General features: G+C 60.0%; 19 protein-coding genes. 9 read left to right on the top strand and 10 right to left on the bottom strand.

Annotated elements, in window-relative coordinates:
• Positions 1-216 precede the first annotated feature (216 nt).
• Positions 217-912, top strand: coding sequence for a pirin family protein (locus tag DLD99_RS14005; protein ID WP_114886681.1), 696 nt, complete (start codon positions 217-219; stop codon positions 910-912).
• Positions 913-974: 62 nt separating this feature from the next.
• On the opposite strand, the gene pgm is transcribed toward DLD99_RS14005, so the two are convergent.
• The 4 genes from pgm to DLD99_RS13985 all read right to left on the bottom strand — a co-directional run bounded on the left by pgm (position 975) and on the right by DLD99_RS13985 (position 7201).
• Complete coding sequence (gene pgm, locus DLD99_RS14000; protein ID WP_114882897.1) at positions 975-2621, bottom strand: phosphoglucomutase (alpha-D-glucose-1,6-bisphosphate-dependent); 1647 nt, start codon at positions 2619-2621, stop codon at positions 975-977.
• A gap of 109 nt (positions 2622-2730) precedes the next feature.
• The gene (locus tag DLD99_RS13995) at positions 2731-4131 is read right to left on the bottom strand and encodes an aminotransferase-like domain-containing protein (RefSeq protein ID WP_114882895.1); all 1401 of its coding nucleotides are present in this window, start codon (positions 4129-4131) and stop codon (positions 2731-2733) included.
• A 46-nt stretch (positions 4132-4177) separates the two neighbouring features.
• Positions 4178-5632 carry a hypothetical protein gene (locus DLD99_RS13990; protein WP_114882893.1) on the bottom strand — a complete coding sequence of 485 codons (1455 nt, stop codon included), beginning with the start codon at positions 5630-5632 and terminating at the stop codon, positions 4178-4180.
• 546 nt (positions 5633-6178) lie between these two features.
• Positions 6179-7201, bottom strand: coding sequence for a zinc-dependent alcohol dehydrogenase family protein (locus DLD99_RS13985; protein WP_085709804.1), 1023 nt, complete (start codon positions 7199-7201; stop codon positions 6179-6181).
• Positions 7202-7471: 270 nt separating this feature from the next.
• Between DLD99_RS13985 and DLD99_RS13980 the strand changes: the two genes are divergently transcribed.
• Positions 7472-8386: a LysR family transcriptional regulator gene (locus DLD99_RS13980; RefSeq protein ID WP_085709803.1), complete on the top strand. Its 915-nt coding sequence runs from the start codon at positions 7472-7474 to the stop codon at positions 8384-8386.
• 47 nt (positions 8387-8433) lie between these two features.
• Here the strand turns inward: DLD99_RS13980 and DLD99_RS13975 are convergent, their stop codons facing one another.
• The 3 genes from DLD99_RS13975 to DLD99_RS13965 form a co-directional block, all read right to left on the bottom strand.
• Positions 8434-9618 carry a sugar transporter gene (locus DLD99_RS13975; RefSeq protein ID WP_114882891.1) on the bottom strand — a complete coding sequence of 395 codons (1185 nt, stop codon included), beginning with the start codon at positions 9616-9618 and terminating at the stop codon, positions 8434-8436.
• Positions 9619-9768: 150 nt separating this feature from the next.
• Entirely contained in the window at positions 9769-10053 is a 285-nt protein-coding gene (locus tag DLD99_RS13970; RefSeq protein ID WP_114882889.1) for a hypothetical protein, read from the bottom strand.
• 44 nt (positions 10054-10097) lie between these two features.
• Positions 10098-10376, bottom strand: a complete 279-nt coding sequence (locus DLD99_RS13965; RefSeq protein WP_114882887.1) for a hypothetical protein — start codon at positions 10374-10376, stop codon at positions 10098-10100.
• A gap of 189 nt (positions 10377-10565) precedes the next feature.
• On the opposite strand from DLD99_RS13965, the gene DLD99_RS13960 reads away from it, so the two are divergent.
• The 4 genes from DLD99_RS13960 (at position 10566) to DLD99_RS13945 (ending at position 17563) form a co-directional block, all read left to right on the top strand.
• Positions 10566-11492: an HTH-type transcriptional regulator ArgP gene (locus DLD99_RS13960; RefSeq protein WP_114882885.1), complete on the top strand. Its 927-nt coding sequence runs from the start codon at positions 10566-10568 to the stop codon at positions 11490-11492.
• Between the two features lie 192 nt (positions 11493-11684).
• The gene (gene mexE / locus DLD99_RS13955) at positions 11685-12938 is read left to right on the top strand and encodes a multidrug efflux RND transporter periplasmic adaptor subunit MexE (protein ID WP_114882883.1); all 1254 of its coding nucleotides are present in this window, start codon (positions 11685-11687) and stop codon (positions 12936-12938) included.
• A gap of 15 nt (positions 12939-12953) precedes the next feature.
• Positions 12954-16145, top strand: a complete 3192-nt coding sequence (locus DLD99_RS13950; RefSeq protein ID WP_114882881.1) for an efflux RND transporter permease subunit — start codon at positions 12954-12956, stop codon at positions 16143-16145.
• Positions 16142-17563, top strand: a complete 1422-nt coding sequence (locus DLD99_RS13945) for an efflux transporter outer membrane subunit (RefSeq protein WP_114882879.1) — start codon at positions 16142-16144, stop codon at positions 17561-17563. The genes DLD99_RS13950 and DLD99_RS13945 overlap by 4 nt, the downstream gene beginning before the upstream one ends.
• A 58-nt stretch (positions 17564-17621) precedes the next feature.
• On the opposite strand, the gene DLD99_RS13940 is transcribed toward DLD99_RS13945, so the two are convergent.
• The 3 genes from DLD99_RS13940 to DLD99_RS13930 are packed head-to-tail and all read right to left on the bottom strand — an operon-like array spanning position 17622 to position 20932.
• Positions 17622-18602 carry an HlyD family secretion protein gene (locus tag DLD99_RS13940; RefSeq protein ID WP_114882878.1) on the bottom strand — a complete coding sequence of 327 codons (981 nt, stop codon included), beginning with the start codon at positions 18600-18602 and terminating at the stop codon, positions 17622-17624.
• A gap of 4 nt (positions 18603-18606) precedes the next feature.
• Positions 18607-18807: a DUF1656 domain-containing protein gene (locus DLD99_RS13935; RefSeq protein ID WP_085709788.1), complete on the bottom strand. Its 201-nt coding sequence runs from the start codon at positions 18805-18807 to the stop codon at positions 18607-18609.
• Positions 18797-20932 carry an FUSC family protein gene (locus DLD99_RS13930; protein WP_114882876.1) on the bottom strand — a complete coding sequence of 712 codons (2136 nt, stop codon included), beginning with the start codon at positions 20930-20932 and terminating at the stop codon, positions 18797-18799. The genes DLD99_RS13935 and DLD99_RS13930 overlap by 11 nt, the downstream gene beginning before the upstream one ends.
• A gap of 191 nt (positions 20933-21123) precedes the next feature.
• Here DLD99_RS13930 and DLD99_RS13925 point away from each other — a divergent pair, with 191 nt between their 5' ends.
• The 3 genes from DLD99_RS13925 (at position 21124) to DLD99_RS13915 (ending at position 25488) form a co-directional block, all read left to right on the top strand.
• Positions 21124-22179 (top strand): tetratricopeptide repeat protein, encoded by a 1056-nt coding sequence (locus DLD99_RS13925; protein ID WP_085710171.1) that lies wholly within the window; start codon positions 21124-21126, stop codon positions 22177-22179.
• A gap of 139 nt (positions 22180-22318) precedes the next feature.
• A complete protein-coding gene (locus tag DLD99_RS13920; protein ID WP_114882874.1) occupies positions 22319-23821 on the top strand; it encodes an ATPase domain-containing protein in 1503 nt (500 codons plus the stop codon).
• Complete coding sequence (locus DLD99_RS13915; RefSeq protein WP_114882872.1) at positions 23818-25488, top strand: ATP-binding protein; 1671 nt, start codon at positions 23818-23820, stop codon at positions 25486-25488. Before DLD99_RS13920 ends, DLD99_RS13915 begins: the two co-directional genes overlap by 4 nt.
• Positions 25489-25528 lie beyond the last annotated feature (40 nt).

Here is a 25528-nt window from a genome sequence, read left to right as displayed (position 1 = left end):
TAGCGAAATGCTTACAGGTCATTGAGTTAGGCGATGAACTGAAGGCTGCATAAGAGCGTTTCGAGATTTATAACATCAGTCAATTCGATGGGAATGCAGCACTTTTTACGCTTTTTCTCGATCATAGGTTGATAGATGATGCTCGCCATCAATCACCGGTCTCGCTTCGTGGCTGCGGCCGAAACGCCCCATGACGAACCTTTTGAGGAGAAGATCATGCTTGGACTCAGACCCTTCAGCTCGCTGGGCGGCGCCCATCACGGCTGGCTGGATGCCCATCACCATTTTTCGTTCGCCGAGTACTACGATCCGCAGCGCATGAGCTGGGGCAATCTGCGGGTGTGGAACGACGACATCATCGCCCCCGGAACCGGCTTCCCCACTCACCCGCATCGGGACATGGAGATCATCACTTACGTGCGTGAAGGTGCGATTACCCACCAGGACAACCTGGGCAACAAGGGTCGCACCGAAGCCGGCGACGTCCAGGTGATGAGTGCCGGCACCGGGATCGCCCACAGCGAATACAACCTGGAAGCGACCCCGACCAAGATCTTCCAGATCTGGATTCTGCCGACCGAAACCGGTGCACCACCATCCTGGGGCGCCAAACCGTTCCCCAAAGGTGAGCGCGAAGGCTTCGTGACGCTCGCCAGCGGCAAGGACGGTGACGATGAAAGCCTGCGGATTCGCGCCAACGCACGTTTGGTGGCGGCCACTATCAAGGCCGGGGAAACCGCCGAGTATCGACTCGATGCCGGACGTCGCGCTTATCTCGTACCGGCCACCGGTGTGATTGAAGTCAACGGCTTGCGTGCACAAGCTCGAGACGGTGTCGCGGTGAGCCAGGAGCCGGTGCTGACCGTCACGGCCATTGAAGACAGTGAAATCGTGTTGGTGGATCTGGCCTGATCGGCTGGATTGCAGGCAAAAAAAGGGCGACCTCATGGTCGCCCTTTTTTATTCAGCAGTGATCACTTGGTGGAAATTGCACCATCGACCAGGGTTTGCGCTTCGGCCACCAGTTGCTTGAGGTGGTCGTCGCCGATGAAGCTTTCAGCGTAGATCTTGTAGATGTCCTCGGTGCCCGAAGGACGCGCGGCGAACCAGCCGTTCTCGGTCATCACTTTCAGACCGCCGATGGCCTGATCGTTGCCCGGTGCCTTGCTGAGAATGCTCTGGATCTGCTCGCCCGCCAGTTCGGTCGAGGTTACCTGCTCCGGCGACAACTTGCTCAGCAGGGCTTTCTGCTCAGGGTTGGCCTTGGCGTCGACACGTACCGAGAACGGCTCGCCCAGCTCTTCGGTCAGTGCACGATAGGCCTGGCTTGGGTCGCGACCGGTGCGGGCAGTCATTTCAGCAGCCAGCAGGGCCGGGATCAGACCGTCCTTGTCGGTACTCCAGACGCCACCGTCCTTGCGCAGGAACGATGCACCGGCGCTTTCCTCACCGCCGAAACCGAGCGAGCCGTCGAACAGACCGTCGGCAAACCACTTGAAGCCGACCGGCACTTCGTACAGACGACGGCCCAGACGCTTGGCCACACGATCGATCAGGCCGCTGCTGACCACGGTTTTGCCCACGGCCGCATCGGCACGCCATTGCGGACGGTTCTGGAACAAGTAGTCGATCGACACGGCCAGGTAGTTGTTCGGTGCCAGCAGGCCGCCGGACGGAGTAACGATGCCGTGACGGTCGTGGTCCGGATCGCAGGCGAACGCCACGTCGAAGCGCTCCTTGAGGCCGATCAGGCCTTGCATGGCATGGCTGGACGATGGGTCCATGCGGATCTGGCCATCCCAGTCGACGGTCATGAAGCGGAACGTCGAATCGACTTCCTTGTTCACCACATCGAGGTCAAGGCGATAGTGTTCGGCGATGGCCGACCAGTAGCGCACCCCTGCTCCGCCCAATGGATCGACACCCAGACGCAGTTTGGCACCACGGATGGCATCGAAGTCGATGACATTGATCAGGTCGGCAACGTAGGTGTTGACGTAATCGTGGCGGTGCGTGGTCGGGGCTTTGAGCGCCTGTTCGTAACCGATGCGTTTTACGCCTGCCAGCTTGTTGGCCAGCAGTTCGTTGGCCTTGGCTTCGATCCACTTGGTGATGTGGGTGTCGGCCGGGCCGCCGTTGGTTGGGTTGTATTTGTAGCCACCGCTTTGTGGCGGGTTGTGCGACGGCGTGATGACGATGCCGTCAGCCAGGCCGGTGGTGCGGCCGCGGTTGTAGCAAAGAATGGCGTGGGACACGGCAGGCGTCGGGGTGTACTCGTCACCTTCGGCGATCATCACGGTAACGCCGTTGGCTGCCAGCACTTCCAGGGCACTGGCCCCGGCCGGTGTGGACAGCGCATGAGTATCGATGCCGACAAACAGCGGACCGGTGATGCCCTGGGCTTCGCGGTACAGGCAGATCGCCTGGCTGATGGCCAGAACGTGCCACTCGTTGAAACTCAAGTCGAAGGAGCTGCCACGATGTCCGGAAGTACCAAACGCCACACGCTGGGTGGAAATCGAAGCGTCGGGTTGACCGGTGTAATACGCCGTTACCAGTCGCGGGATGTCGACCAACAACTCTGCCGGTGCCGGTTTGCCCGCAAAAGGACTGAGTGTCATGCAAAACCTCTGAAATAGAGTGGTTCAGGAAATTACAGCGGAGTTTACTGGCAGTTTGACCGTAGTGCGATGGGATCTATCCAGTGCGTCCCCGATGTTTTTTAACAGCTCAGCCATCGGGTGCCAGTCGCAACGCATCGCCGATCAAACCGACGACGCCTTCCAGTTCAGGCCCGTTGCTGGCTGTCGCACTCAGGCGCATGTATTGCCCATGCATGCCTTGCGCGCTGAACAGTTCGCCCGGTGCGATCAACACGTGTTGCTTGAGCAAGCGCTGGAACACTGCCCCCATCACAACTCGGCGCGACGAGCGCACCCAGACCGTCGCGCCGCCCTGCGGCTCATCGATGTGCAGCGTGTCGCCCAGCCCTTCGCGCAGCAACTCGATCAACCGGGTACGACGCTCCTTGAGCAGGCGCTTCAACACCGGGAGATGCTGATCGACACGACCACTGGCATACAGTCGGGCAATGGCCTTCTGGCGAATCGGCGAAAGTCGGAACGAGCGCAGCAGAAAGTGCCGTTGCAAGTCGGTGCGCCACTGGCGAGCAAGCACGAAACCGTAAGGCGCTTCTACACCGATAACCTTCTCGAAGGTGGAAAACACCAGGAGACGATCCGGGTCCAGCAAATCCCGAAGAGGTCGACGTTCACAGTCGTCACCCAGCTCGCTGTAACTGTCGTTTTCCAGCACCCAGGTTCCATGATCCCTGAGCAACTGCGCGATGGCTTCGCGATTTTCCTCAGGTGTCAGACTGCCACGGGGCATGTTCAACACAGAAGACAGCAGGATCAGTCGAACCGGCTCGGTTTCCAGCAACATTTTCAATTGCCGTGGATCAAGCTCCCCGCCAGGTTGCACCGGCAGCTCGATGACCCTCACATCGGCAGACTGGAACAGGCGCAACACCATCCAGTCACAGGGTGATTCAACCACCACGGTTGCGTTACGCAGCTCAAGGACAGCGATCAGGATCTCCAGCACCCCTCTCACATCGGCGCCGATGTAGACGTCTTCGGCGTGCCAGCAGTGGGTCGGCGACGACGTATATCGAGCCGCCAGCAGCATGCGCAACTCAAGCTCGCCACACGGCTGGGCCGGGACCTGCGCTTGCCGAGGGTATTGCCGCATCAGCTCCCGTTCGAGCATCAGCAGCGGGCTGTCCAGCGGCTGGATCGATGCCGGGTCGTCGGCGCTTAATACGCGCATGCCGAAACACCTGGCGTTGACGTAGACGGTTTCCAGCAAATCATTGCCTCGACCCAGCGGCATGACCGCGGACGCCGGCTGTGCGAAATACCCGGACTTGGCCACGGAATAGACCCGGCCTTCTTTCTCGAGCAACGCGTAGGCGTACTGGATGGTCGAAATCGACACGTTCAACCGTTCGGCCAGTTGCCTCAGGGATGGCAGCCGCATCGCACCCTCGCCGCCTGGCCCATCGATCAGTTGAGTGAGATAGCGATAGACCGCCTGATAAGCGAAATCGGTTTCACGCGAGGCATTCATGAACGGGCGTCCGGCATTCTTTGGCGATCGGGCGCGAGACTCACACTCAACCTTCCGCCGAACGGTCGCCTGCGGCAACCTCACTGTCGGCAGGGTCCGGGTCCTGTGTCGCCTGGTCAGCCACTCGGACGGGCGCCATGGCATACAACCGGCTGATCAGTTGCACAGGCAAGCCGCTGACATCGGTCATCCATTGCAAAACCTGTTCAGGGGCGTGCAAGCCCTGCATCGCGCGATGCAGGTCCGGCATGGCCACCAGCATGCCCGGATGGCAGGTTCGCAGAAAACGTTCGAGTCCTGCGCCACCCTCGATGAAAGGCGCAAACAGCAGGCAGACCAGTTGCGCTTCATTGAGCCCGAAATTCTTTTGCAAGGCGGTGGCGGCCAGTGATCGATGCTCGCCTGGATCTGTCAGGGTGCCGAACGTCGCCATGAAGCGCTCGCAGGTTTGCTCCGGAACGTCCTGGCGGCGCATGAATGCGAGGCAACGCTGCAGGTATTCGGATACGCCACTTTCGTAATTGCGACCCTCGATGCAGCAAGCCTGGAGACCACTCAGGTAGGCAGCGATCAAGGGATCCGTCGACTCACCGGTACCCGGTTCGAGCAGCAGCTCGTCAGTCTGAAACCCGAGAAAATCGCTGAGCAAGGGCCACCGCTCCTCCATCTTGCCCACCACGATGTCATCGATACCGATGTAACTGGTGCGTCGGCAGGCTTCGAACTGGCCGAGCGGCCGCCACGGCGGCAGGTCGTCCGGTGCACGGAGTTCCCGGTAACAGTCACCGCCCATACCGTCCAGCACATCGAACAACTCATCGAACCCGCCAGTCCGCTTCGGCAGCGCGCCGATGCCGGCCTTCTGTGCTGCGCGATCCAGTCCCTGGAGGAAGTGCGCCTGACGGCGTGCGGAGTCGCTGCTGACCAGTGCATCGACACCGTTGCTCCACCGAGCGACCTGTCCGTAGAACTCGGCCGTGGCCAGGTACGCATCGTCCCAAAGCTCCAGGCTCTCGCTCCAGCAGCGGCGGTGGCCAACCATCAGCAAATTGATGCGGTTCGCCTCGCGCCCATCGTCGGAAAGGGGCTCCTGATGATTGAAAGGCAAGACCTCCCGATTGTCGATCATCAGCAGTTCGACCCTTGGGTCGTCATACAGAAACAGGGCGCTGAAGCTGCGATGCATGTTGTGCAATGCCGACGCCGGTGTGGCGCAACCACGCAGGGTGGCCACCCGTAACTGAAAGGTCCCCGGGGCTCTTCCGGCGATGCTCAGTTGCGCAGCGCGCAACAGGGCCAGGCTGTAACAGCAGTCACGAGTGCCCGATTGAGTGACCAGCACCTTGAATTCACCGACACGATCCATGCCCCCTGCGGCTACCGCCAATCGCTGAATCAACAGCTGCAATGCCGTGCGTTCGGCACGGGAAAAGAAACTCAGCAATCGTTGCAATACTTGCTGGTAGACATAGTTCATTGCCTGGTCATGGATCGTGCTCATCAGTACTTCACCCGATATCAAAGGTTTTATATTGCGCAGCCACGAACGCCGGATACGCAATCACTCTTCATTAATTAATAGACGCTGAAATGCTAACACTTAAGGTTTTGTAGTTATTTGAAACAGTTGAGCCAGCAACAATTGAAATCCACCAGCCACACGCCGCAAGCCCTCGTCTTTACAGGCTTTTCTCGACACAGAAGTTTTCCTAGGAAAATTCTTACAATGCCTTGCACATGATGAGTACAAGAAAAAAAGAAGGGATTACTGGGGCGCCCTACAGCAATTAAACAGAGTCTGAAATATCGACCAGCCGCTATTATCCGGCATTGCGAAAAGTAAACAGAATGCACAGCCATAGCTCATTCCTTGAGATGAAAGTAGTCATTCAATTATCAGGGTCTGAATGGCGATTAGAAGATACAGATCAAGAGTAAAAACCAGTTCAGTTGCTGAACGTCCCCAGGCATCGCGCCCAGGGTTTCTCATGGTCTGAAGGATGGAACGCACAAGAGTCCGTGGGGCCACGGACTCTGATCACAAAAGTCAGGCAGGTTCGACTTGCAGGGCGACCCGCTCACGGCAAGGGCATTCGTCCATGTAGCGGTGTGCTTCGACAAACTCGTTGAACGGGAAGACCCGGGTCTTGAGCGGAACCAACACGCGGTCGGCCGTCAGCTGGTTGATGTCACGCAGGGCACGTTGCAGCGCGACGTGATCCTGGACGATGCCCAGTTCCGGCTTGCCGGTGAAGTTGCCGATGCAGTGCACGAAGAACTGGATGTTCTTCTGGAACGCTGCGCACGCCGGGAATGGCGTCTGGTTGCCACCTTGCAGGCCATACAACACCAGACTGCCGCGAGGTGCCAGTACATCGCCCAGCAGCGACATCTGCGGGCCGCCGAGACCGTCGAACACGACGTTGACGCCGCGGTTGTCGGTGATCTTGTTGATTCGCATCAACAGGTCTTCTTCTTCGGTAACGATGACTTTCTCGGCACCGAGGGACAACAGGTATTCGCGCTCTTCAGCGGTTTTCGTGGCGGCAATCACGCGCACACCCAGCGCCTTGCCCAGCTGGACAAATGATGGACCGGCGCAATGACTGGCGTCAGTGACCAGGGCAAATTGCCCGGGTTTGACACGCGCCAGATCGACGTAACCGAAATAGGCGATCAACAGCGGCGTGTAATGCACGCTGGCCTCGATCGGGGTCAGCACGTCCGGATAACGGGTGAGCGCGGTACGTGGCAGAACGATCAGTTCGCCGTAGACCGGATAGTCATTGGGGCTCTCGGCCGGGAAGCTGGCCACCTTGTCACCGACGATCAGGTCTTCGACACCGTCGCCAATGGCCGTGACCACACCCGCCATTTCATGGCCCAGGCCCGAAGGCAGACGAGCCTGCGACGACGCCAGGTTCTGACGCCAGAGCGTGTCATACCAGCTGATGCCGATCGCTTCGACACGCACCTGCACTTCGCCAGGACCTGGCTGAGCGGCCGCATGCTCTTCGCATTTGAGCACCTCGGCCGGACCAAACTTGTGAAAACGGATCGTGCGGGACATCGCAAACCTCGTCAAAGTAACCTCTAATGCCCTGAACTCTATCTGGGCTTTCCAGCCAAGACTATCAGTGGCTATTAATAGTCGACATGCCTGTCATTGATTCCGCAGTATGGCCAGCATTGAGCAAATCCATGAAAAAACTGCTGCATCCTTCTCAGTAAAGCTGAATTACCCGGTGCAGAGTACCAGCCTTTCCCCGTAAGATTCATGCCGGCCATTGTTCTCATATGGTCGCTCTCGTCAAGCTTGATGACTCTGCCAGGACTCCAGATGAATCGTAATGACCTGCGTCGTGTCGACCTGAACCTGTTGATCGTATTCGAAACCCTGATGCACGAACGCAGCGTGACCCGCGCGGCGGAAAAGCTGTTTCTCGGCCAGCCGGCGATCAGCGCGGCGCTTTCGCGCCTGCGCGGTCTGTTCGACGATCCGCTGTTTGTACGCACCGGGCGCAGCATGGAACCGTCCGCCCGTGCGGTGGAAATCTTCGCCCTGCTCTCGCCGGCCCTGGACTCGATTTCGACAGCGGTCAGCCGCGCCGCCGAATTCGACCCGGCCACCAGCACCTCGGTATTCCGGATCGGTTTGTCGGACGACGTCGAATTCGCGCTGCTGCCCATGCTGCTCAAGCGTCTGCGCGCCGAGGCGCCGGGAATCGTACTGGTGGTACGCCGCGTCAACTACATCCTGATGCCCGGCCTGCTCGCCTCCGGCGAAATCTCCATCGGCGTCAGCTACACCACCGACCTGCCGGCCAACGCCAAGCGCAAAGTGTTGCGCCGCAGCCAGCCAAAACTGCTGCGCGCCGACACCGTGCCGGGACCTCTGAGCCTGGACGACTACTGCGCCCGCCCCCATGCGCTGGTCTCGTTCGCTGGCGACCTCAGTGGCTTTATCGATGAAGAACTGGAAAAACTCGGCCGCAAACGCCACGTGGTGCTGGCCGTGCCGCAGTTCAACGGCTTGAGCACGTTGCTGGCCGGGACCGATATCGTCGCGACCGTGCCGGATTACACGGCTGATGCGCTGACGTCTGCGGGTGGGGTTCGGGCGGAAGATCCACCGCTGCCGACGCGCACGTTTGAACTGCACATGGCGTGGCGTGGGTCGCAGGATAACGATCCGGGGGAGCGGTGGTTGAGGTCGCGGATTCAGATGTTTTTTGGGGATCCGGATAGTCTATGAAGACTTGCCGAAACCGCTTTGCTCCCGACAGCAAAGCGGTTCAGGACTCAAGCAGAAGTCCCGAACCGAGCTAAACGGTAACTCGACAGGCAGTAAATCAACAACGCCACTCCCGCCAACATCCCGCCCACGACCCCGACATAAGCAAAACCAAACTGGCTCCCCACCCAGCTCCCCATCAGCGCCCCGCCGCCAATGCCGATGTTGTAGATCCCCGAAAACAGCGCCATGGCCACATCGGTCGCGTCAGGCGCCAGCACCAGAACTTTGGACTGCAACGCCAGACCGAACCCCATGATTGCCATCCCCCAGAACAGGCTCAGGGTGCACAGGTAGGAAACCTCGCCGTTCAGAGGCAACAGCAACGCCAGACACAACGCGAGCAACGACACGGCAACGATCAGAAAGCGCTGCGGGCTGTACCGGTGCAGCCAGCTGAACAGCAGCGATCCGAAAATCCCCGCGCCGCCGAATAACAGCAGGATCAGCGTCACGGTCTCGCCACTCATGCCCGCCACCACCTGAACGAAAGGCTCGATGTAGCTGTAGGCGGTGAAGTGAGCTGTCACGACCATGGCCGTCAGGACATAGATCGCCATCAGCGCCGGTCGCTTCAACAACAACGGCAAGCTTTTGAGCGACCCCGAGTTCTGGCTTGGTAACAACGGCAAGACCCTCGCCAGCCAGAACACCAGCGTAGCGGCCAAGACTGCGATCGCGATGAAGGTGGTTCGCCAGCCCATCGCCTCGCCCAGAATCCGGCCGAGGGGAATACCGAGCACCATCGCCAGGGATGTGCCGGTCGCCAGCAAGCCCAAGGCCTGGACCTGTTTGCCCGGCGGCGCCAGTCGCACAGCCAGAGAAGCGGTGATCGACCAGAACAATGCATGGGATAACGCCACGCCAATCCGGCTCAGCAGCAGGACAGCGAAGCTGGTCGCCACACTCGACAGAATGTGACTGACGATGAACATCGCAAACAGCACGATCAACAGCTTGCGCCGCTCGACGTTGCGCGTCAGCAGCATGATGGGCAGCGACGTCAGCGACACCACCCAGGCATAGATAGTCAGCATCAGGCCGACCTGAGCCGACGTCATGTCGAAGCTGCTGCCAATCGAACTCAATAGACCGACCGGGACAAATTCGGTGGTGTTGAAGACGAATGCTGCCAGTGCCAGCGCAATGACCGCATACCAATTGCCGCTGCTGGTCGTCGTAGAGTCGCTCATTTGAAAGTCGTGTCCATCTGTCGGTTTTGCGTACACCAATTGCCGGAAAGCCTCAGACGACAGGTGGTTCGATGGCGACTCTACTATAAAGAAACGCGGACGGGTTCATCGTGGCGGCGAAACTCTCGGCGCTCGGGATACAGGCGTGCGTCATTGCCCGGCATAGCCTTTGACCCGCATGCAATCATTAATCAGATCGATCTGCTTTTCAGCGATAACGATGCCATCCCCCACGGCGCTGCCCATGCCGTGCGTCTTGTCGTCTGCTGCCGGCGTCGAGTGGTAGCTGGCCGTTGCGGCTTTGGCCTGATACTGGCATTCAGCTTTGTCGTGCTGGATGTCAGAGGCACTTGCGCCCGGCCTCGACCAATCATGAACAGAGGTGGCACAGGCGCTCAAGAGCATCGCGAACAACGTGAAAATAATGAACTTCATGGCTTTCTCCATCGATAAAAAGATTCTGATTGCGCTGTTTGAAATCACTTGCAGACGAACGTCACGTTGGCGACTTCATTCTCGGGATCCAGCGGCAAGCGAGATTGAACTTCAAACTCGCCGAGTTGCTTGCCAAGCGATGCACATTTTTTGCAGGCATTTTCCAACGCCAGCTGACGGGCCCCTGAGTGGGTGTGTCTCGATAGCAGAGCATTCGCCGACGCCTGATATTCGTAGGGTCCGAGCTTCAAGTCGTGGGACTGCCAGATATAGTTGCCGACCAATGCGACAGCGCTCACAGCAATAATCAAGTTGAGTTTCATGGCAGGCATCGGTCGCTGGACATTGCATTCCTCATAACGCTCACCCCGTGTGGTCAATAACGCGACGTTTGTGCCGGTCTGAATGGGTCAGATCGCGGTGATGGAATGATTGAGCAGTTCGGTACCGAGATGAAGAAAAACGAAGTATCTTTCAGTACGGATTAGAAATACTTAACGAGACAGACGGCCATGCAACTCGATGCAAAACAGATGCAGGCGTTCCTTGCCGTCGTCGACAGCGGCAGTTTCGAAAAGGCCGCGGAACGGCTCAACGTGACGCCGTCGGCGGTGTCGCAACGGATACACGCACTGGAAGTTCGCCTCGGCAGCTCGGTTGTAGTGCGCGGGCGACCCTGCGAACCCACTCAGGCGGGAAGAAAACTGATGCTCTATCTTCGCCGTGCGACGGTGCTCGAAGAGGAACTCCTCAACGACCTGACCGGTGACGAAAAAGACCATCTGCGGGTTGTCATAGCCGTCAACGGTGACACGCTGGCGACCTGGTTTTTCCCTGCACTGGCCGAGATATTCGTCAGCGAAAAAATCCTGCTCGACGTCGTGGTCGACGATCAGGACCACACCTATGCATTACTGGAAAGCGGCCAGGTCATCGGTTGCATCGGCACGCGCTCACAGCCGATGCGAGGATGTTTTGCAGAATTGTTGGGATCGGTACGCTACCAATTGGTGGCATCGCCCGCCTTTCAGGAGCGCTGGTTTGCCAAGGGTCTGACCCGCACGGCTGCACGCAAGGCGCCCGTTTTCGCTTATTCGCGCAAGGACACATTACAGTCTGATTTCATGCGGTCGCGTTTCGGCCTGCAGGCAGATGCTTATCCAACCCATTATCTGTCACTACCCGAGGCACGGCTGAAAGCCATACGTCGTGGCCTCGGATACGGGATGGTGCCGTACATGCAGGTGAGCGACTTGCTGAAAAACCGGGATCTGGTGGATTTGGTACCCGGTCATTTCACTGATGTCGAGCTCTATTGGCACGCCTGGGACCTGCAATCACCGCGCATGGAAATGCTCTCCGAACGTGCGGTACATGCCGCGCGACGCATCTTGAGCAGCAAAACATCGGTCAATCGCTCAACCATGCCGAAAAAGTGAACCGTTGCATTCGCGGCAACACAGATTTGTCATCGATCATATTGATAGCACCCTAACGAAAGGTGCATGCTAGAGGGCTTCGCTCGGTCTTATATCATTCCGAATGATAGTTACCTTCGTGTCATTCGATTCGTTTGCTATCTACCTGCCGAGCATCATCCGCCCATCTTCAATACATTGGCGGATGCATCCATGGAACAATCACTCAAACATTTGCGCTTCCCGTTGGCTCTGTTGGCCGTGATGGTGATGAGCGCCTGCGGCAAGACTCCAGAAACCGCCGCCGCCATGCCTGCTGCCAAGGTCAGCGTGGCCAAGGTGCTGGAACAACCGGTCAACGAGTGGGACGAATTCACCGGGCGCCTCGAGGCGCCGGAAACCGTTGAAATCCGTCCACGGGTCTCCGGCCAGATCGACGAAGTCGCCTTCACCGAAGGTGCACTGGTCAAGAAAGGCGACCTGTTGTTCCAGATCGACCCGCGTCCGTTCCAGGCCGAGGTTCGCCGCCTCGAAGCCCTGGTCGCCCAATCCCGCGCCAATGCCACCCGCAGTGAAAACGAAGCCGGCCGTGGCGAACGCCTGCGTGCCAGCAACGCCATTTCCGCCGAACTGGCCGATTCGCGCACCAGCGCCGCACAAGAGGCCCGCGCCGCTGTGGGTGCACTGCAAGCACAACTGGATCTGGCCAAACTGAACCTGAGCTTCACCCGTGTAACTGCACCGATCAGTGGCCGCGTCAGTCGGGCCGAGATCACCGCCGGTAACCTGGTGACCGCCGACACCACCCCGCTCACCAGCGTGGTATCCACCGACAAGGTCTATGCCTACTTCGACGCGGATGAGCGTGTATTCCTCAAATACACCCAACTTGCCCGTCAAGGTCAGCGCGGCGCAACCACTCCGGTGTACATGGGCCTGTCCAACGAAGACGGCAACCCGCACCTGGGCCAGATGAACTTCGTCGACAACCAGGTCAACCCGAAGACCGGCACCATTCGTGGTCGCGCCGTGTTCGACAACAGCGACGGCACCTACACCCCGGGCCTGTATGCGCGTCTGAAACTGGTCGGCAGCGGTACCTACAACGCCATGTTGATCAATGACGAAGCGGTCGGCACCGACCTCGGCAAGAAGTTCGTGCTGGTGATGGATGGCGACAACAAGACCGCCTACCGCGCCGTCGAGCTCGGTCCGAAGATCGAAGGTCTGCGTATCGTGCGCAGCGGCCTGAACAAGGACGACACGATCATCGTCAAGGGTCTGCAACGGGTTCGTCCTGGCTCTCCGGTTTCCCCTGAAGTGATCCCGATGGCCAGCGAGCAAACCATTGCCGCTCTCGCTCAACAACGACAAGCGCTGGAAGCCAGCAACCTGCCCAAAGTCGCACCTGCCAAAGGCGCGTCTGGATCGGTTGTGAAACTGGCTGCTGCGACCCCACGCGGTTAAGGGACGACAACTCCGATGAATTTTTCCCAATTCTTCATTTCACGGCCGATCTTCGCAGCGGTGCTTTCGCTGCTGATCCTGATCGCCGGCGCTATCTCGCTGTTCCAGTTGCCGATCAGCGAATACCCGGAAGTCGTGCCGCCCACCGTGGTGGTACGTGCCAACTTCCCGGGCGCCAACCCCAAAGTCATCGGTGAAACCGTGGCCGCTCCACTGGAGCAAGCCATCACCGGCGTCGAGAACATGCTGTACATGTCCTCGCAGTCCACCGCTGACGGCAAAATCACCCTGACCATCACCTTCGCCCTGGGTACCGACCTGGACAACGCGCAGGTGCAGGTGCAGAACCGCGTAACCCGGACCGAGCCGAAACTTCCAGAAGAAGTGACACGGATCGGTATCACCGTCGACAAGGCATCGCCCGACCTGACCATGGTTGTGCACTTGACCTCGCCGGACAAACGCTACGACATGCTGTACCTGTCCAACTACGCGATCCTCAACATCAAGGATGAGCTCGCTCGCCTCGGTGGTGTCGGTGACGTGCAGCTGTTCGGTATGGGCGATTACTCGCTGCGTGTATGGCTCGACCCGAACAAGACCGCTTCGCGCAATCTGACCGCCACTGATGTGGTTACCGCCATTCGCGAGCAGAACCGTCAGGTCGCCGCCGGCCAGTTGGGCGCCCCCCCTGCCCCGAATGCCCAGAGCTTCCAGCTGTCGGTCAACACTCAGGGCCGTCTGGTCTCCGAGGAAGAGTTCGAGAACATCATCATTCGCGCCGGCGACAACGGTGAAATCACTCGCCTGAAGGATATTGCCCGCGTCGAACTGGGTTCCAGCCAATACGCCCTGCGTTCGCTGCTGAACAACCAGCCGGCCGTCGCGATCCCGATTTTCCAGCGCCCTGGCTCCAACGCCATCGAAATCTCGAACGAAGTTCGCGGCAAGATGGAAGAGCTGAAGAAAAGCTTCCCGCAAGGCATGGACTACAGCATCGTCTACGACCCGACGATCTTCGTGCGCGGCTCCATCGAGGCGGTGGTTCACACCCTCTTCGAAGCACTGATCCTCGTGGTTCTGGTGGTGATCCTGTTCCTGCAGACCTGGCGCGCCTCGATCATTCCGTTGGTGGCGGTGCCGGTATCGTTGATCGGTACATTTGCGGTGATGCACCTGTTCGGCTTCTCGCTCAACGCCCTGTCGCTGTTCGGCCTGGTACTGGCGATCGGTATCGTGGTGGACGACGCCATCGTGGTGGTGGAGAACGTCGAGCGGAACATTGAACTGGGGCTCAATCCCTTCGATGCGACCAAAAAGGCCATGGGTGAAGTGACCGGCCCGATCATTGCCACGGCGCTGGTGCTGTGTGCGGTGTTCGTACCGGCGGCGTTCATCTCGGGCCTGACGGGTCAGTTCTACAAGCAGTTCGCACTGACCATCGCGATCTCGACCGTGATCTCGGCCTTCAACTCGCTGACCCTGTCGCCGGCGCTGGCCGCTGTGTTGCTCAAAGGTCACGACGCACCGAAAGACCGCTTTTCGCGGGTGCTGGACAAGATCTTCGGTGGCTGGCTGTTCCGTCCGTTCAACCGCTTCTTCGACCGCGCCAGTCATGGCTACGTCGGCACCGTGCGCCGGGTCATCCGTGGCAGCGGCATCGCCCTCTTCCTGTACGCAGGCCTAATGGTGCTGACCTACTTCGGTTTCTCCAGCACGCCAACCGGTTTCGTACCCGGCCAGGACAAGCAATACCTGGTGGCCTTCGCGCAACTGCCGGACGCCGCGAGCCTGGACCGTACCGAAGACGTGATCAAGCGCATGTCCGACCTGGCACTGAAACAGCCGGGCGTGGAAAGCGCCGTAGCGTTCCCGGGCCTGTCGATCAACGGCTTCACCAACAGCCCGAACGCCGGCATCGTGTTCGTGACCCTGAAACCGTTCGACGAGCGTAAAGACCCGAGCATGTCCGCCGGTGCGATTGCCGGGGCCCTGAACGGCCAATACGCGAACATCCAGGAAGCGTACATGGCGATCTTCCCGCCGCCGCCGGTACAAGGTCTGGGCACTATCGGTGGTTTCCGCCTGCAAATCGAAGACCGGGGCAACCTGGGCTACGAAGAGCTGTACAAGGAAACCATGAACATTATTGCCAAGAGCCATAACGTTCCGGAACTGGCCAACCTGTTCACCAGCTACACCGTGAACGTGCCGCAGGTCGATGCCGCCATCGACCGGGAAAAAGCCAAGACCCACGGCGTGGCCGTCAGCGACATCTTCGACACCCTGCAGATCTACCTGGGTTCGCTGTATGCCAACGACTTCAACCGCTTCGGTCGCACCTATCAGGTCAACGTTCAGGCCGAGCAGCAGTTCCGCCTCGAATCCGACCAGATCGGCCAGCTGAAAGTACGCAACAACAAGGGCGAAATGATCCCGCTGGCGACCTTCATCAAGGTCAGCGACACCTCGGGGCCGGATCGCGTGATGCACTACAACGGCTTCATCACTGCTGAAATCAACGGTGCCGCAGCCCCGGGCTACAGCTCCGGCCAGGCCGAAAAAGCCATCGAGAAACTGCTCAAGGATGAACTTCCGAACGGCATGACCTACGAGTGGACCGACCTGACCTATCAGCAAATTCTGTCCGGCAACACCGCGCTGTTCGTGTTCCCGCTCTGCGTATTGCTGGCGTTCCTGGTGCTCGCCGCTCAGTACGAAAGCTGGAGCCTGCCATTGGCGGTGATCCTGATCGTACCGATGACCCTGCTGTCGGCCATCACCGGCGTGATCATCTCCGGCGGTGACAACAACATCTTCACCCAGATCGGTTTGATCGTACTGGTGGGCCTGGCCTGTAAGAACGCGATTCTGATCGTCGAGTTCGCCAAGGACAAACAGCAAGAGGGTCTCGATCCGCTGGCTGCTGTACTGGAAGCCTGTCGTCTGCGTCTGCGGCCGATCTTGATGACCTCGTTCGCGTTCATCATGGGTGTGGTGCCACTGGTGTTCTCCAGCGGTGCCGGTGCCGAGATGCGTCACGCCATGGGTGTGGCGGTGTTCTCCGGGATGCTCGGGGTGACCTTCTTCGGTCTGCTGCTGACGCCAGTGTTCTATGTACTGATCCGCAACTTCGTGGAACGCAGTGAAGCCCGCAAAGCGGCCAAGGCGCAGAATCTTCCACAGCAACTGGAGGCGCACCAATGAGTCTGAAAGTCTTCCTGCCGAGCCTGCTGGTACTGGCCTTGAGCGCCTGTGCAGTCGGTCCCGACTACAAGACCCCGGCCACGGAGGCGGCCAACATCACGGCCGCCACCGACGGCGCCGCCGGCCAGAAGAACTTTGACCGTTCGAAGTTCGAAGGCATCTGGTGGCAGCAGTTCGACGATCCGACCCTCAACCAGTTGGTGACTCAATCGCTGCAGGGTAACCGTCAACTGCGCGTCGCCTTTGCCCGCTGGAAAGCGGCCCGGGCGATCCGCGACGACGTCAGCAACGATGCGATGCCGACTATCACCAGTCGTGCCAGCAGCAATCTGGGCAAGGGACAGATTCCCGGCCAGACCACCCAACGGGTCAACAGCGAACGCTATGACCTGGGTCTGGACATGGCCTGGGAGGTCGATCTGTTTGGTCGCATCCAGCGCAACCTGGAAGCCAGCGAAGCCGATCAGCAGGCTGCCGAAGCCGATCTGTACCAGTTGCAAGTCACCATGATTGCCGAACTGGTGGACGCGTACGGTCAACTGCGTGGCGCCCAGCTGCGGGAAAAGATCGCCGTGGCCAACCTGGAAAACCAGCAGGAGTCGCGCAAGATCACCATCAGCCTGCGTGACGCCGGCGTGGGCGATCAGCTCGATGTCGAGCGCGCCGATGCCCGTCTGGCCTCGGTCGAAGCCAGCGTGCCGCAATTGCAGGCGGAGCAGGTACGGCAGAAAAACCGCATCGCCACCCTGCTGGGTGAACGTCCGGACAAGCTGACCGTCGACTTGAGCCCGAAAGACTTGCCAGCGATTGCCAAGGCATTGCCGATCGGTAACCCGGGCGAACTGCTGCAACGTCGCCCGGATATCCTCAGCGCCGAACGCAAACTGGCTTCCGCCACGGCACGTATCGGTGTGGCCAAGGCCGACCTGTTCCCACGGGTCAGCCTCAGCGGCTTCCTCGGCTGGACCGCCGGGCGTGGCTCGCAGATCGGTTCCTCGGCGGCCAACGCCTGGGCGCTGGGCCCGAGCATCACCTGGGCGGCGTTCGATCTTGGCAGCGTACGTGCCCGTTTGCGCGGTGCCGACGCCGATGCCGAAGGCGCACTGGCGACCTACGAGCAACAAGTGCTGCTGGCCCTGGAAGAGTCGGAAAACGCCTTCAGCGATTACGGCAAGCGTCAGCAACGGTTGATCTCGCTGATCCGCCAAAGCGAATCCAGCCGCAAGGCTGCCGATCTGGCTGAGATCCGCTACCGCGAAGGCACCACGGATTTCCTGGTACTGCTCGACGCCCAGCGTGAACGCTTGAACGCCGAAGACAGCCAGGCACAGGCCGAAGTCGAGCTGTATCGCGGCATTGTCGCGATCTACAAGGCTCTCGGTGGTGGCTGGCAACCGGAAACGGTCGCCAGCAAGTAACAGATTTTTAAAGAGCTCCTTTGGTTGGCCGCAACCAACCAATTTTTTGCCCCGCGTATCATTCGGTCGCGGGGCTTTTTTGTGCCTGTCTTTCGTGGTTCTCCAGAACGGTGACGGTAGCTGTGGTGCCTGCCCTGAGGCGATCCTTGCCTGCATAGTCGGGATCGATGTCGATCCGCACCGGCACCCGCTGTGCCAGTTTTACCCAGGTGTAACTGGGATTGATGTTGGCCAGCAATCGACTGCCCGGCGCGTTTTCCCGGTCGGCGATGGCGAAGGCGATGCTTTGTACCGTGCCGCCAAACTTCTCTCCGCTCATCAATTCGATCCGAACCCTGTCGCCCTCCTCGATCCGTGGCAACTTGGTTTCCTCAAAATAGCCACTGATGTAGAACGAGTCGCTATCCACCAGTGCCAGCAATGCACCGCCGGCCACCGCGTAGTCGCCCTGTCGGGTCAACAGGTTGGTGACGTACCCGCTGACCGGCGATTCGACTCGGGTACGCTGCAAGTCCAGCTCAGCCTGAGTCAGCGCTGCAATCGCCAATTGCACATTGGCTTCGGCCAGCCCCAGATTGGCCTGATTGCGCAGCAGGTCGGCCTGGGCAACCGCTACGTCAGTGCTGGACTTTTCCCATTCTTCGCCGGAAATCGCGAAGCCCTGTTTGAGCGTGCGTCTGCGTCGTTCCTCACTCTCGCGCTGTTTCAGCAGGGCCTCGCTGGCCACGATGGACGCTCGGGATTGACCCAGGGTGGCCTTGGCCACCTCGACCGAACGCCGGGCATGTTCAACCGCCAGGCTGTAGCGAGCCGGGTCGATTTCCAGCAGCAATTGGCCCTTCTCGACGTGTTGGTTGTCCTGCACCGCCAGACTGACGATGCGCCCCGAGACATCCGCCGACAGGGTCACCACGTCTGCCCTCACCCGCGCATCCCGCGTCCAGGGTGCGCGGGTGTAATGCTCCCAGGCGAACCAGCCGAGCACGATGGCCAGCAGCACCACGGCCAATGTCGTCAATCGAGTGAGCAACGTCTTCAAGGCATCAGGCTCCCATCAACAGAATCAATGTGGCGCAAACACAGGCGTACAGCGCGCCTTCGAACAGCGCTTCATGCCAGACCAGGCGCAGCACGCCGAGGCGGCGCAATACCCAGTCCAGCAACAGAAAGACCGGTATGGCGAGGATTAGCGCCTGGGCGATTGGCGGCAGGTAGACGCCGCCGATCTCGAAATCAATGGGCAAGGACGGGTTCTCCTTCAGCGGTGTTGTGTTGCAGATAATCACCGTGACGCTCAAGGAACGAGACGACGATCAACAGCGCTACACGCATGCGGAATACAGACCAAAGGTGCTCGTGCGTGGCGGCATGCAGGTCATCCAGCTCGTCACCGAGCGCATGTAGCGTCGCTAGCAAGGCTGGCAGGTGCACATCCGGGCGGCCAGCGACGAAGCGGCCGGTCTGGCGCAAAGCGGCCATCAGTTGCCGGCCGAAGGTGTCTGTCAGTAAAGCGTTGCCCTGCACCTGTTGCCTGAGCTGGTGAATGGCGACACCGAGCGCCACACAGGCGAGGCTGATTTCATAGCGTCGTTGCATGTCCGGATCATTGGCTGCCGGCAACAGACCCAGCATGGTGGTCAGGCGATCGACCATGCGGCTTTCGAACGCGAATTGCTCTGCGTCCGTGGCGGGTAATTTGGTCAGTTGATACACCTGCTCCCGTGCTTCGTTGTAGAACCGACGGATTCGCAACACCGGCCGGAACGGAAAGATCCATGCATAGACGATCAGGGCCAGCATCGCCGCACTGACGTAGGCACCGGCAAACTCGAACCATTGAATGGCAGTGTTCTGCCCGGTGCCGACGTTCTGCGGGCCGAGCATCAGGAAGCTCGACAAGCCCAGCCCCATGCCGATGCCCGCCGTGGCCGGGCTGGCCAGTCCCACCGCGATCACATAAAGCAGTGGAGCCAGCAATAACGCCAGCCATTCGAAATCGTTGACCGCCGGTACCAGCATGAACTGATACAACGCCGAAACCACCAATGCCAGGCCCAGTCCTCTGGCGTAGCTCTGCGCGGCAATCAAGGGGCGCGGGAACGTTGCCATCAGCGAACACAGAATGCCCACCAGAATCATCCCGCCACGGGCACCGTCCCAGGCGGTTTCGATCCAGATCAGCCCGGCCACCAGCAATGCACTGAACGCCCGGATGGCATTCATCGTCGCCAGGGTGAAATCCAGGTGCAGCGGGCTGGACTGGCCACGGAACATGCAACTGGCCTCTCGGCCGTCCTGTATGGCTTCGCTCAGTTCGAGGATCTGCTCCAGTTGTTGCAGCAGCCGCGCCTGCTCCCAGCGCAGGGCCCATGCCAGTGAACGCAAGGTTGCGCTCATGTCCTCGGTCAACTGTTCGGCCCTGTAGGCCAGCGCTTCGAACTGTTGCTGCAGGACAACCAATTGATGCCTCATGCCTTCCGGCAGTGAACGCCCGTACTGTGCCAGTTGATCGAGAAACGCCAGTTCATCGGCGCGCAAGCGCTGGACCTCCAGTGGCAGATCCCCGTCCCAGCGTTCGGTCAGCAACTGCCGCTGATGACGCAGGGCTGTCAGACGCGACGTCAGCAGCATCAGTTGATTGCCCAGCATCAACACCAGATTGTTGGCACTGCGCAGGCGCGGAGCATCGAAATACAGATGACGACGCAAACCTTCCAGGGCGCTGATTTCGCCGAGCAGTTGCATTTGCCGGCGCTGGAATTCGCTCTCGCTTTCTTCGGTGCGAATCACCGCAGCGGCATGAGTGGCGACCAGTTTGATCACCTGATCGACCTTGGCGAAGTAGTTGCGCGAAACCGCCTCCGGACGGGCTGTCAACAGGCTGACGACACAGACGCAGGCCACCGCCAGCAGGGTTTCGGTCACCCTGGTAACCGCCAGCAGGAAGGTGCCGTCCTGGTCCGGAATGGCCAGCAGTGCCACTACCACGGCGGTGTAGCCACTGAGCACGAATGCCTGGGAACTGGTGTAGCGCAGCAAGGTGCCGCCAGCCGTGCATAGCGCCAGCCACAGCGCCAGGGTTGTGATGAAGGGCAAAGGCGCCTGAGGGAAAATCGCCATGATCAGCACCGCCACCGCCGCGCCGAGTGTGGTGCCGATGACCTGACCGAAGCTGCGGGCCAGCGCCATCCCGGCCAGCGGCTGACTGATGATGACCACTGCCATGATCGACCATTTGGGTTGATCCAGATCGAACAGGAACGCCAGATACAGTGTCAGCAACCCGGCTGCAATGGTGCGCAGGGCAAACAGCAACACTGCCTGACCGGGATGGATCACTGTCCTGAAATAATTGAGCAGGGCTTGCATGAACGCACTCGTCAAAGGAACTTCACCAAGCGTAGTCACTGCATCGAAAGCTCGACGGCTTACGAGGCCGACAGGAGTTGTAGGGATATTCATCCTCAGTCGCGTGACATATCGGGCAGAGTGTTTGACTCAAGGCCTCAGCTGACCGAAGCTTGCCCCTCTGCGTCAATATGAAAGCTTCGGATACCTGCATGCCTCAGTCCCGCCGCTACGTGTTCATCAGTCTTGGCCTCGTGCTTGTCCTTCTGGTTGCCTGGCTGTCGCTGCGCAGCACCGCTCCCGTGGTGCCGGAAGCCATCAAGCATGGCTACAGTGAAGCGCTGGCCGCCGCCCGGGCCGGCCAGCCGGGCGCGGCGCGGGTGTTGTACCAGCAACTGGGACGCCCGGATCTTTCAGTCAAGCGGCGCGTCTGGCTGCATGCCGAACTGCCGAACTACCCGAGCCCGCAGGCGTTGAAACTGGCCGATGCCGATCTGCAGAACGAATCCCCCGACGTGCGAATGGCAGCGATCAGGAGCGTGACCGGCCTGGTGCCGGGCGGCCAGCGCAGTCTGTTGCTTGGCCCGTTGCTCGACGATGAGGACCAGAACGTTCGTTTTGCCGCGATCAACGCCCTGCTCGGCCTGTCGCCGGACCAGTTGGGCCTGTACTTTGCGCCGTTGCAGCAAGGCATCGACGTGTGGGAAGAGGCGCTCAAGCATCAGCCGGAAAGCGCCGCCAACCATGCGCAACTGGCGCGTCTGTACCTGCACAATGCCGAGCTCAAACAGGCGCAGGATGCCCTCGAGCAGACCCTGCGTCTGGATCCCGCCAACCTGCCGGCGCTGGTGATGCAGATCGAGGTGCTCGACCGCCAGGGCCAGAGCGACGCCGCCCGGCAACTGCTGGCCCGACAATTGAAGGCCCAACCCGACTCCGCCTATCTGCAACATGCCCTGGGCCTGTGGCTGTTGCATCACGATCAACGGGAGTTCGCCCTGCTTGGCCTGTCCAAGGCTGTGGAGCTGGAACCCGACAACAAGGACTATCGCTACGACCTCGCCACCACGCTGCACAGCGCCGAGGAACTCGAAGCGGCGCAGAAACAATTGCAGGAAATCGTCCAGCGCCACCCCGCCGACCGCAAGGCACGGGTGTTGCTGATCAGTTACTGGAAAGAAAGTGGTCAGTTACAGAACGTGCAGGTTCTGCTGGCCCAGCTCGAGCAGATGAACCCGGACGACCCCTCGTTGCAGCAGGGTCTTTGAACGAGTTCTGACAGGCTCCATGACACACCCGGAAAGAATTTCGGAACCGCCCCCTCGGCAAAGGGTCAAGTAAACAGGCAGCCCGCAAAGGCGTACCCCGCCCGCTGCCTCGTTTCCCCTAGTCATGAGAGGGCATTTTTTGTCTACATCGAACGAGTTGATCAGCGCAAAAGCCGCCACGGGCATCGAAGGTCTGGACGACATCCTGGCCGGTGGTCTCTCTCGCAGTCATGTGTTCCTGTTGGAAGGCGAGCCCGGTACCGGTAAAACCACGGTGGCGTTGCATTTTCTCCTCGCCGGTGCCCGTGCCGGAGAACGCTCGCTGTACATCACGCTCTCCGAAACCGAGCGCGAACTGCGCCAGGGTGCGGCATCCCACGGCTGGGAGCTGAACGAAAACATCGAGATTTTCGAGCTGACACCGCCGGAAAGCCTGCTCAACGCCGAGCATCAACAGAGTCTGCTGTATTCCTCGGATCTTGAACTGGGTGAAGCCACCAAACAGATTTTCGAAGTGGTCGAACGCTTCAAACCGACCCGGGTTGTGCTCGACAGCCTGTCGGAGATCCGCCTGCTGGCGCAAAGCTCCTTGCGCTATCGCCGCCAGATCCTGGCGATCAAACATTACTTCGTGCGCTATGACGCGACGGTGTTGCTGCTGGATGACCTAACCACCGAATCCCTCGACAAGACGGTGCATAGCGTGGCCCACGGCGTCATCCGCCTAGAAGAACTGACCCCCAACTACGGCGCCGAACGTCGACGCGTGCGGGTGATCAAGTATCGCGGCCAGAAGTACCGCGGCGGTTTTCACGACTTCACCATCATGGGCGATGGCGTGCATGTCTTTCCGCGCCTGGTGGCAGCCGAACACCGCGGCGATTACCCGCGTCTGCAATTGACCAGTGGCATCAGCGAAATGGACGCGCTGCTGGGCGGCGGCATCGAGACCGGCTCCAGCACGCTGATTCTCGGCCCGGCCGGTACCGGCAAATCACTGATCTCGATGATCTTCGCTGCCGCTGCAGTAACGCGTGGCGAAAAAGCAGCACTGTTCATTTTCGATGAAGAACTGGGCCTGCTGTTCGAGCGCATGAAGAACATCGGCATCGACCTCAAGGCCCTGCAAGCCACCGGTAATTTGCTGATCGAGCAGGTCGACGCGGCCGAACTGTCCCCAGGCGAGTTCTCTCACCGGGTACGACGCTGTGTCGATGAAGCCGACATCAAGACCGTGGTGATCGACAGCATCAACGGCTATCAGGCCGCAATGCCGGAAGAAAACGCGCTGGTCCTGCACATGCACGAACTGCTGCTGTACCTGAACCGCAAGGGCGCCGCGACTTTCATGACCGTCGCCCAGCACGGACTGGTCGGCGACATGCAGGCGCCGGTGGACATCACCTATCTGGCCGACACGGTCATCCTGCTGCGTTACTTCGAAGCCCTCGGCAAGGTGCGCCGGGCGATTTCGATCATCAAGAAACGCACCGGCAGCCACGAATCGACCATCCGTGAATACCGGATTTCCACCCAGGGCATGACCATCGGTGAACCGCTGGAAGCCTTCCAGGGCGTGCTGCGCGGTGTGCCCACGTACCTCGGCGCGAGCAATCCGCTGCTCAAGGAAGACAACTTGTGACTGTCACCGTCCCGCTGTCCGAACGGGCGCTGATTCTGGCGCCCCTGGGTCGCGACAGCCAGATTGCGCTGATGATCCTCAACGAGGCCGGTTACGGCGGCTTGATCACCCCGGACCTCGCCAACCTTTGCAGTGAACTGGAGCCCGGCGCAGGCCTGTTGCTGATTGCCGCCGAAGCCCTCAATGGCCCGGACCTGGAAGACCTGCTGGCCTATCTGAAGCAACAACCGGCATGGTCGGATCTGCCCATCGTCCTGTTCACCCATCATGGCGGGGCCGAGCAAGGTCCGTCTTCGCGCCTCAGTGAATTGCTGGGCAACGTGACATTTCTTGAACGCCCTTTTCATCCGGCGACCTTGATCAGCCTGGTGTCCACAGCCTTGCGCGGTCGACGACGACAGTACGAGGCCCGCGATCGTCTGATCGATCTGAGCGAAAGCGAGCGGCGCCTGCAATCGACCCTCGAAACCCTTGAGCAACAAGTCGAGGAACGCACCGCGCAACTGCGGCACAACGAAGAAGCGCTGCGCCAGTCGCAGAAGATGGAAGCGGTCGGTCAGCTCACCGGCGGGATCGCCCACGACTTCAACAACATGCTGACCGGGATCATCGGCAGTCTGGAACTGTTGCGCCGGCGTCTTGCCCGTGGCCGGACAGATGATCTCGACAGCCTGATCGATCTGGGCGTGACCTCAGCCAACCGTGCGGCGGGCCTGACTCACCGTCTGCTGGCGTTTTCCCGCCGGCAATCGCTGGATTCCAAAGCGGTGCAGATGAACGATCTGGTGCAATCGATGGGCGAGCTGCTGCAACGCAGCCTGAACGAAAGCATCCAGCTGGACATGCGTTTGCATGAACAATTGTGGGTGGCCGAGGCCGACCCCAATCAACTGGAAAGCGCCCTGCTCAACCTGGTGATCAACGCCCGGGACGCGATGCCCGACGGCGGCAATCTGGTGGTCGAAACAGGCAATCAGGTGCTGGATCGCGATTTCACCGCGAGCTACAGCAATCTGGCGCCCGGCGATTACGTCGTGTTGAGCGTGACCGACAATGGCTGCGGCATGCCGCAGAGCGTGATCAACCGCGCGTTCGATCCGTTTTTCACCACCAAACCCATCGGTCAGGGCACCGGGCTGGGTCTGTCGATGATTTATGGTTTCAGCAAGCAATCCGGCGGGCATGTGTCGATTGACAGCGAAATCGATCAGGGCACCACGGTCAAACTCTATCTGCCGCGCTTCCAGGGTGAGTCCCTGCCCCACACCCCGATGGATACGGAACAGACTCCGGATGCCCTGGAAGGCGAAACCGTGCTGATCGTCGAAGACGACCCGGCCGTACGCGTGCTGGTCAGCGCCGTATTGAGCGAGTTGGGTTATGGATTTGTCGAAGCCAGCGACGCCGACGGTGCCGTGCCCATCCTGGACTCGGCGCAGCGCATTGATCTGCTGATCAGCGACGTCGGCCTGCCGGGTATGAACGGCCGGCAACTGGCGGAAATCGGCCGGCAATACCGGCCGGAATTGAAAGTGCTGTTCATCACCGGCTATGCCGAGCACGCAGCAGTGCGCGGCGGATTCCTCGACCCTGGCATGCAGATGATCACCAAGCCGTTCACCTTCGATCTGTTGACGGCGAAGGTGCGGGAGATGATTCGCGGGTAACGCTTTGCAACTTGTCGATCCTGATAGACGGTAACTTTCC

The sequence above is a fragment of the Pseudomonas kribbensis genome (assembly GCF_003352185.1).
GTDB classification, from domain to species: domain Bacteria; phylum Pseudomonadota; class Gammaproteobacteria; order Pseudomonadales; family Pseudomonadaceae; genus Aquipseudomonas; species Aquipseudomonas kribbensis.
This window is presented reverse-complemented; position numbering and strand designations above follow the sequence as displayed.

Excerpts from the sequence above, each read along its gene's own strand:
- mexE (WP_114882883.1), top strand. The coding sequence starts at position 11,685 with ATGGAACAATCACTCAAACATTTGCGCTTCCCGTTGGCTCTGTTGGCC.
- DLD99_RS14005 (WP_114886681.1), top strand. The coding sequence starts at position 217 with ATGCTTGGACTCAGACCCTTCAGCTCGCTGGGCGGCGCCCATCACGGC.
- DLD99_RS13925 (WP_085710171.1), top strand. The coding sequence starts at position 21,124 with ATGCCTCAGTCCCGCCGCTACGTGTTCATCAGTCTTGGCCTCGTGCTT.
- pgm (WP_114882897.1), bottom strand. The coding sequence starts at position 2,621 with ATGACACTCAGTCCTTTTGCGGGCAAACCGGCACCGGCAGAGTTGTTG.
- DLD99_RS13950 (WP_114882881.1), top strand. The coding sequence starts at position 12,954 with ATGAATTTTTCCCAATTCTTCATTTCACGGCCGATCTTCGCAGCGGTG.
- DLD99_RS13995 (WP_114882895.1), bottom strand. The coding sequence starts at position 4,131 with ATGAATGCCTCGCGTGAAACCGATTTCGCTTATCAGGCGGTCTATCGC.
- DLD99_RS13980 (WP_085709803.1), top strand. The coding sequence starts at position 7,472 with ATGAATCGTAATGACCTGCGTCGTGTCGACCTGAACCTGTTGATCGTA.
- DLD99_RS13945 (WP_114882879.1), top strand. The coding sequence starts at position 16,142 with ATGAGTCTGAAAGTCTTCCTGCCGAGCCTGCTGGTACTGGCCTTGAGC.
- DLD99_RS13985 (WP_085709804.1), bottom strand. The coding sequence starts at position 7,201 with ATGTCCCGCACGATCCGTTTTCACAAGTTTGGTCCGGCCGAGGTGCTC.
- DLD99_RS13975 (WP_114882891.1), bottom strand. The coding sequence starts at position 9,618 with ATGAGCGACTCTACGACGACCAGCAGCGGCAATTGGTATGCGGTCATT.
- DLD99_RS13960 (WP_114882885.1), top strand. The coding sequence starts at position 10,566 with ATGCAACTCGATGCAAAACAGATGCAGGCGTTCCTTGCCGTCGTCGAC.
- DLD99_RS13930 (WP_114882876.1), bottom strand. The coding sequence starts at position 20,932 with ATGCAAGCCCTGCTCAATTATTTCAGGACAGTGATCCATCCCGGTCAG.
- DLD99_RS13970 (WP_114882889.1), bottom strand. The coding sequence starts at position 10,053 with ATGAAGTTCATTATTTTCACGTTGTTCGCGATGCTCTTGAGCGCCTGT.
- DLD99_RS13965 (WP_114882887.1), bottom strand. The coding sequence starts at position 10,376 with ATGAAACTCAACTTGATTATTGCTGTGAGCGCTGTCGCATTGGTCGGC.
- DLD99_RS13990 (WP_114882893.1), bottom strand. The coding sequence starts at position 5,632 with ATGAGCACGATCCATGACCAGGCAATGAACTATGTCTACCAGCAAGTA.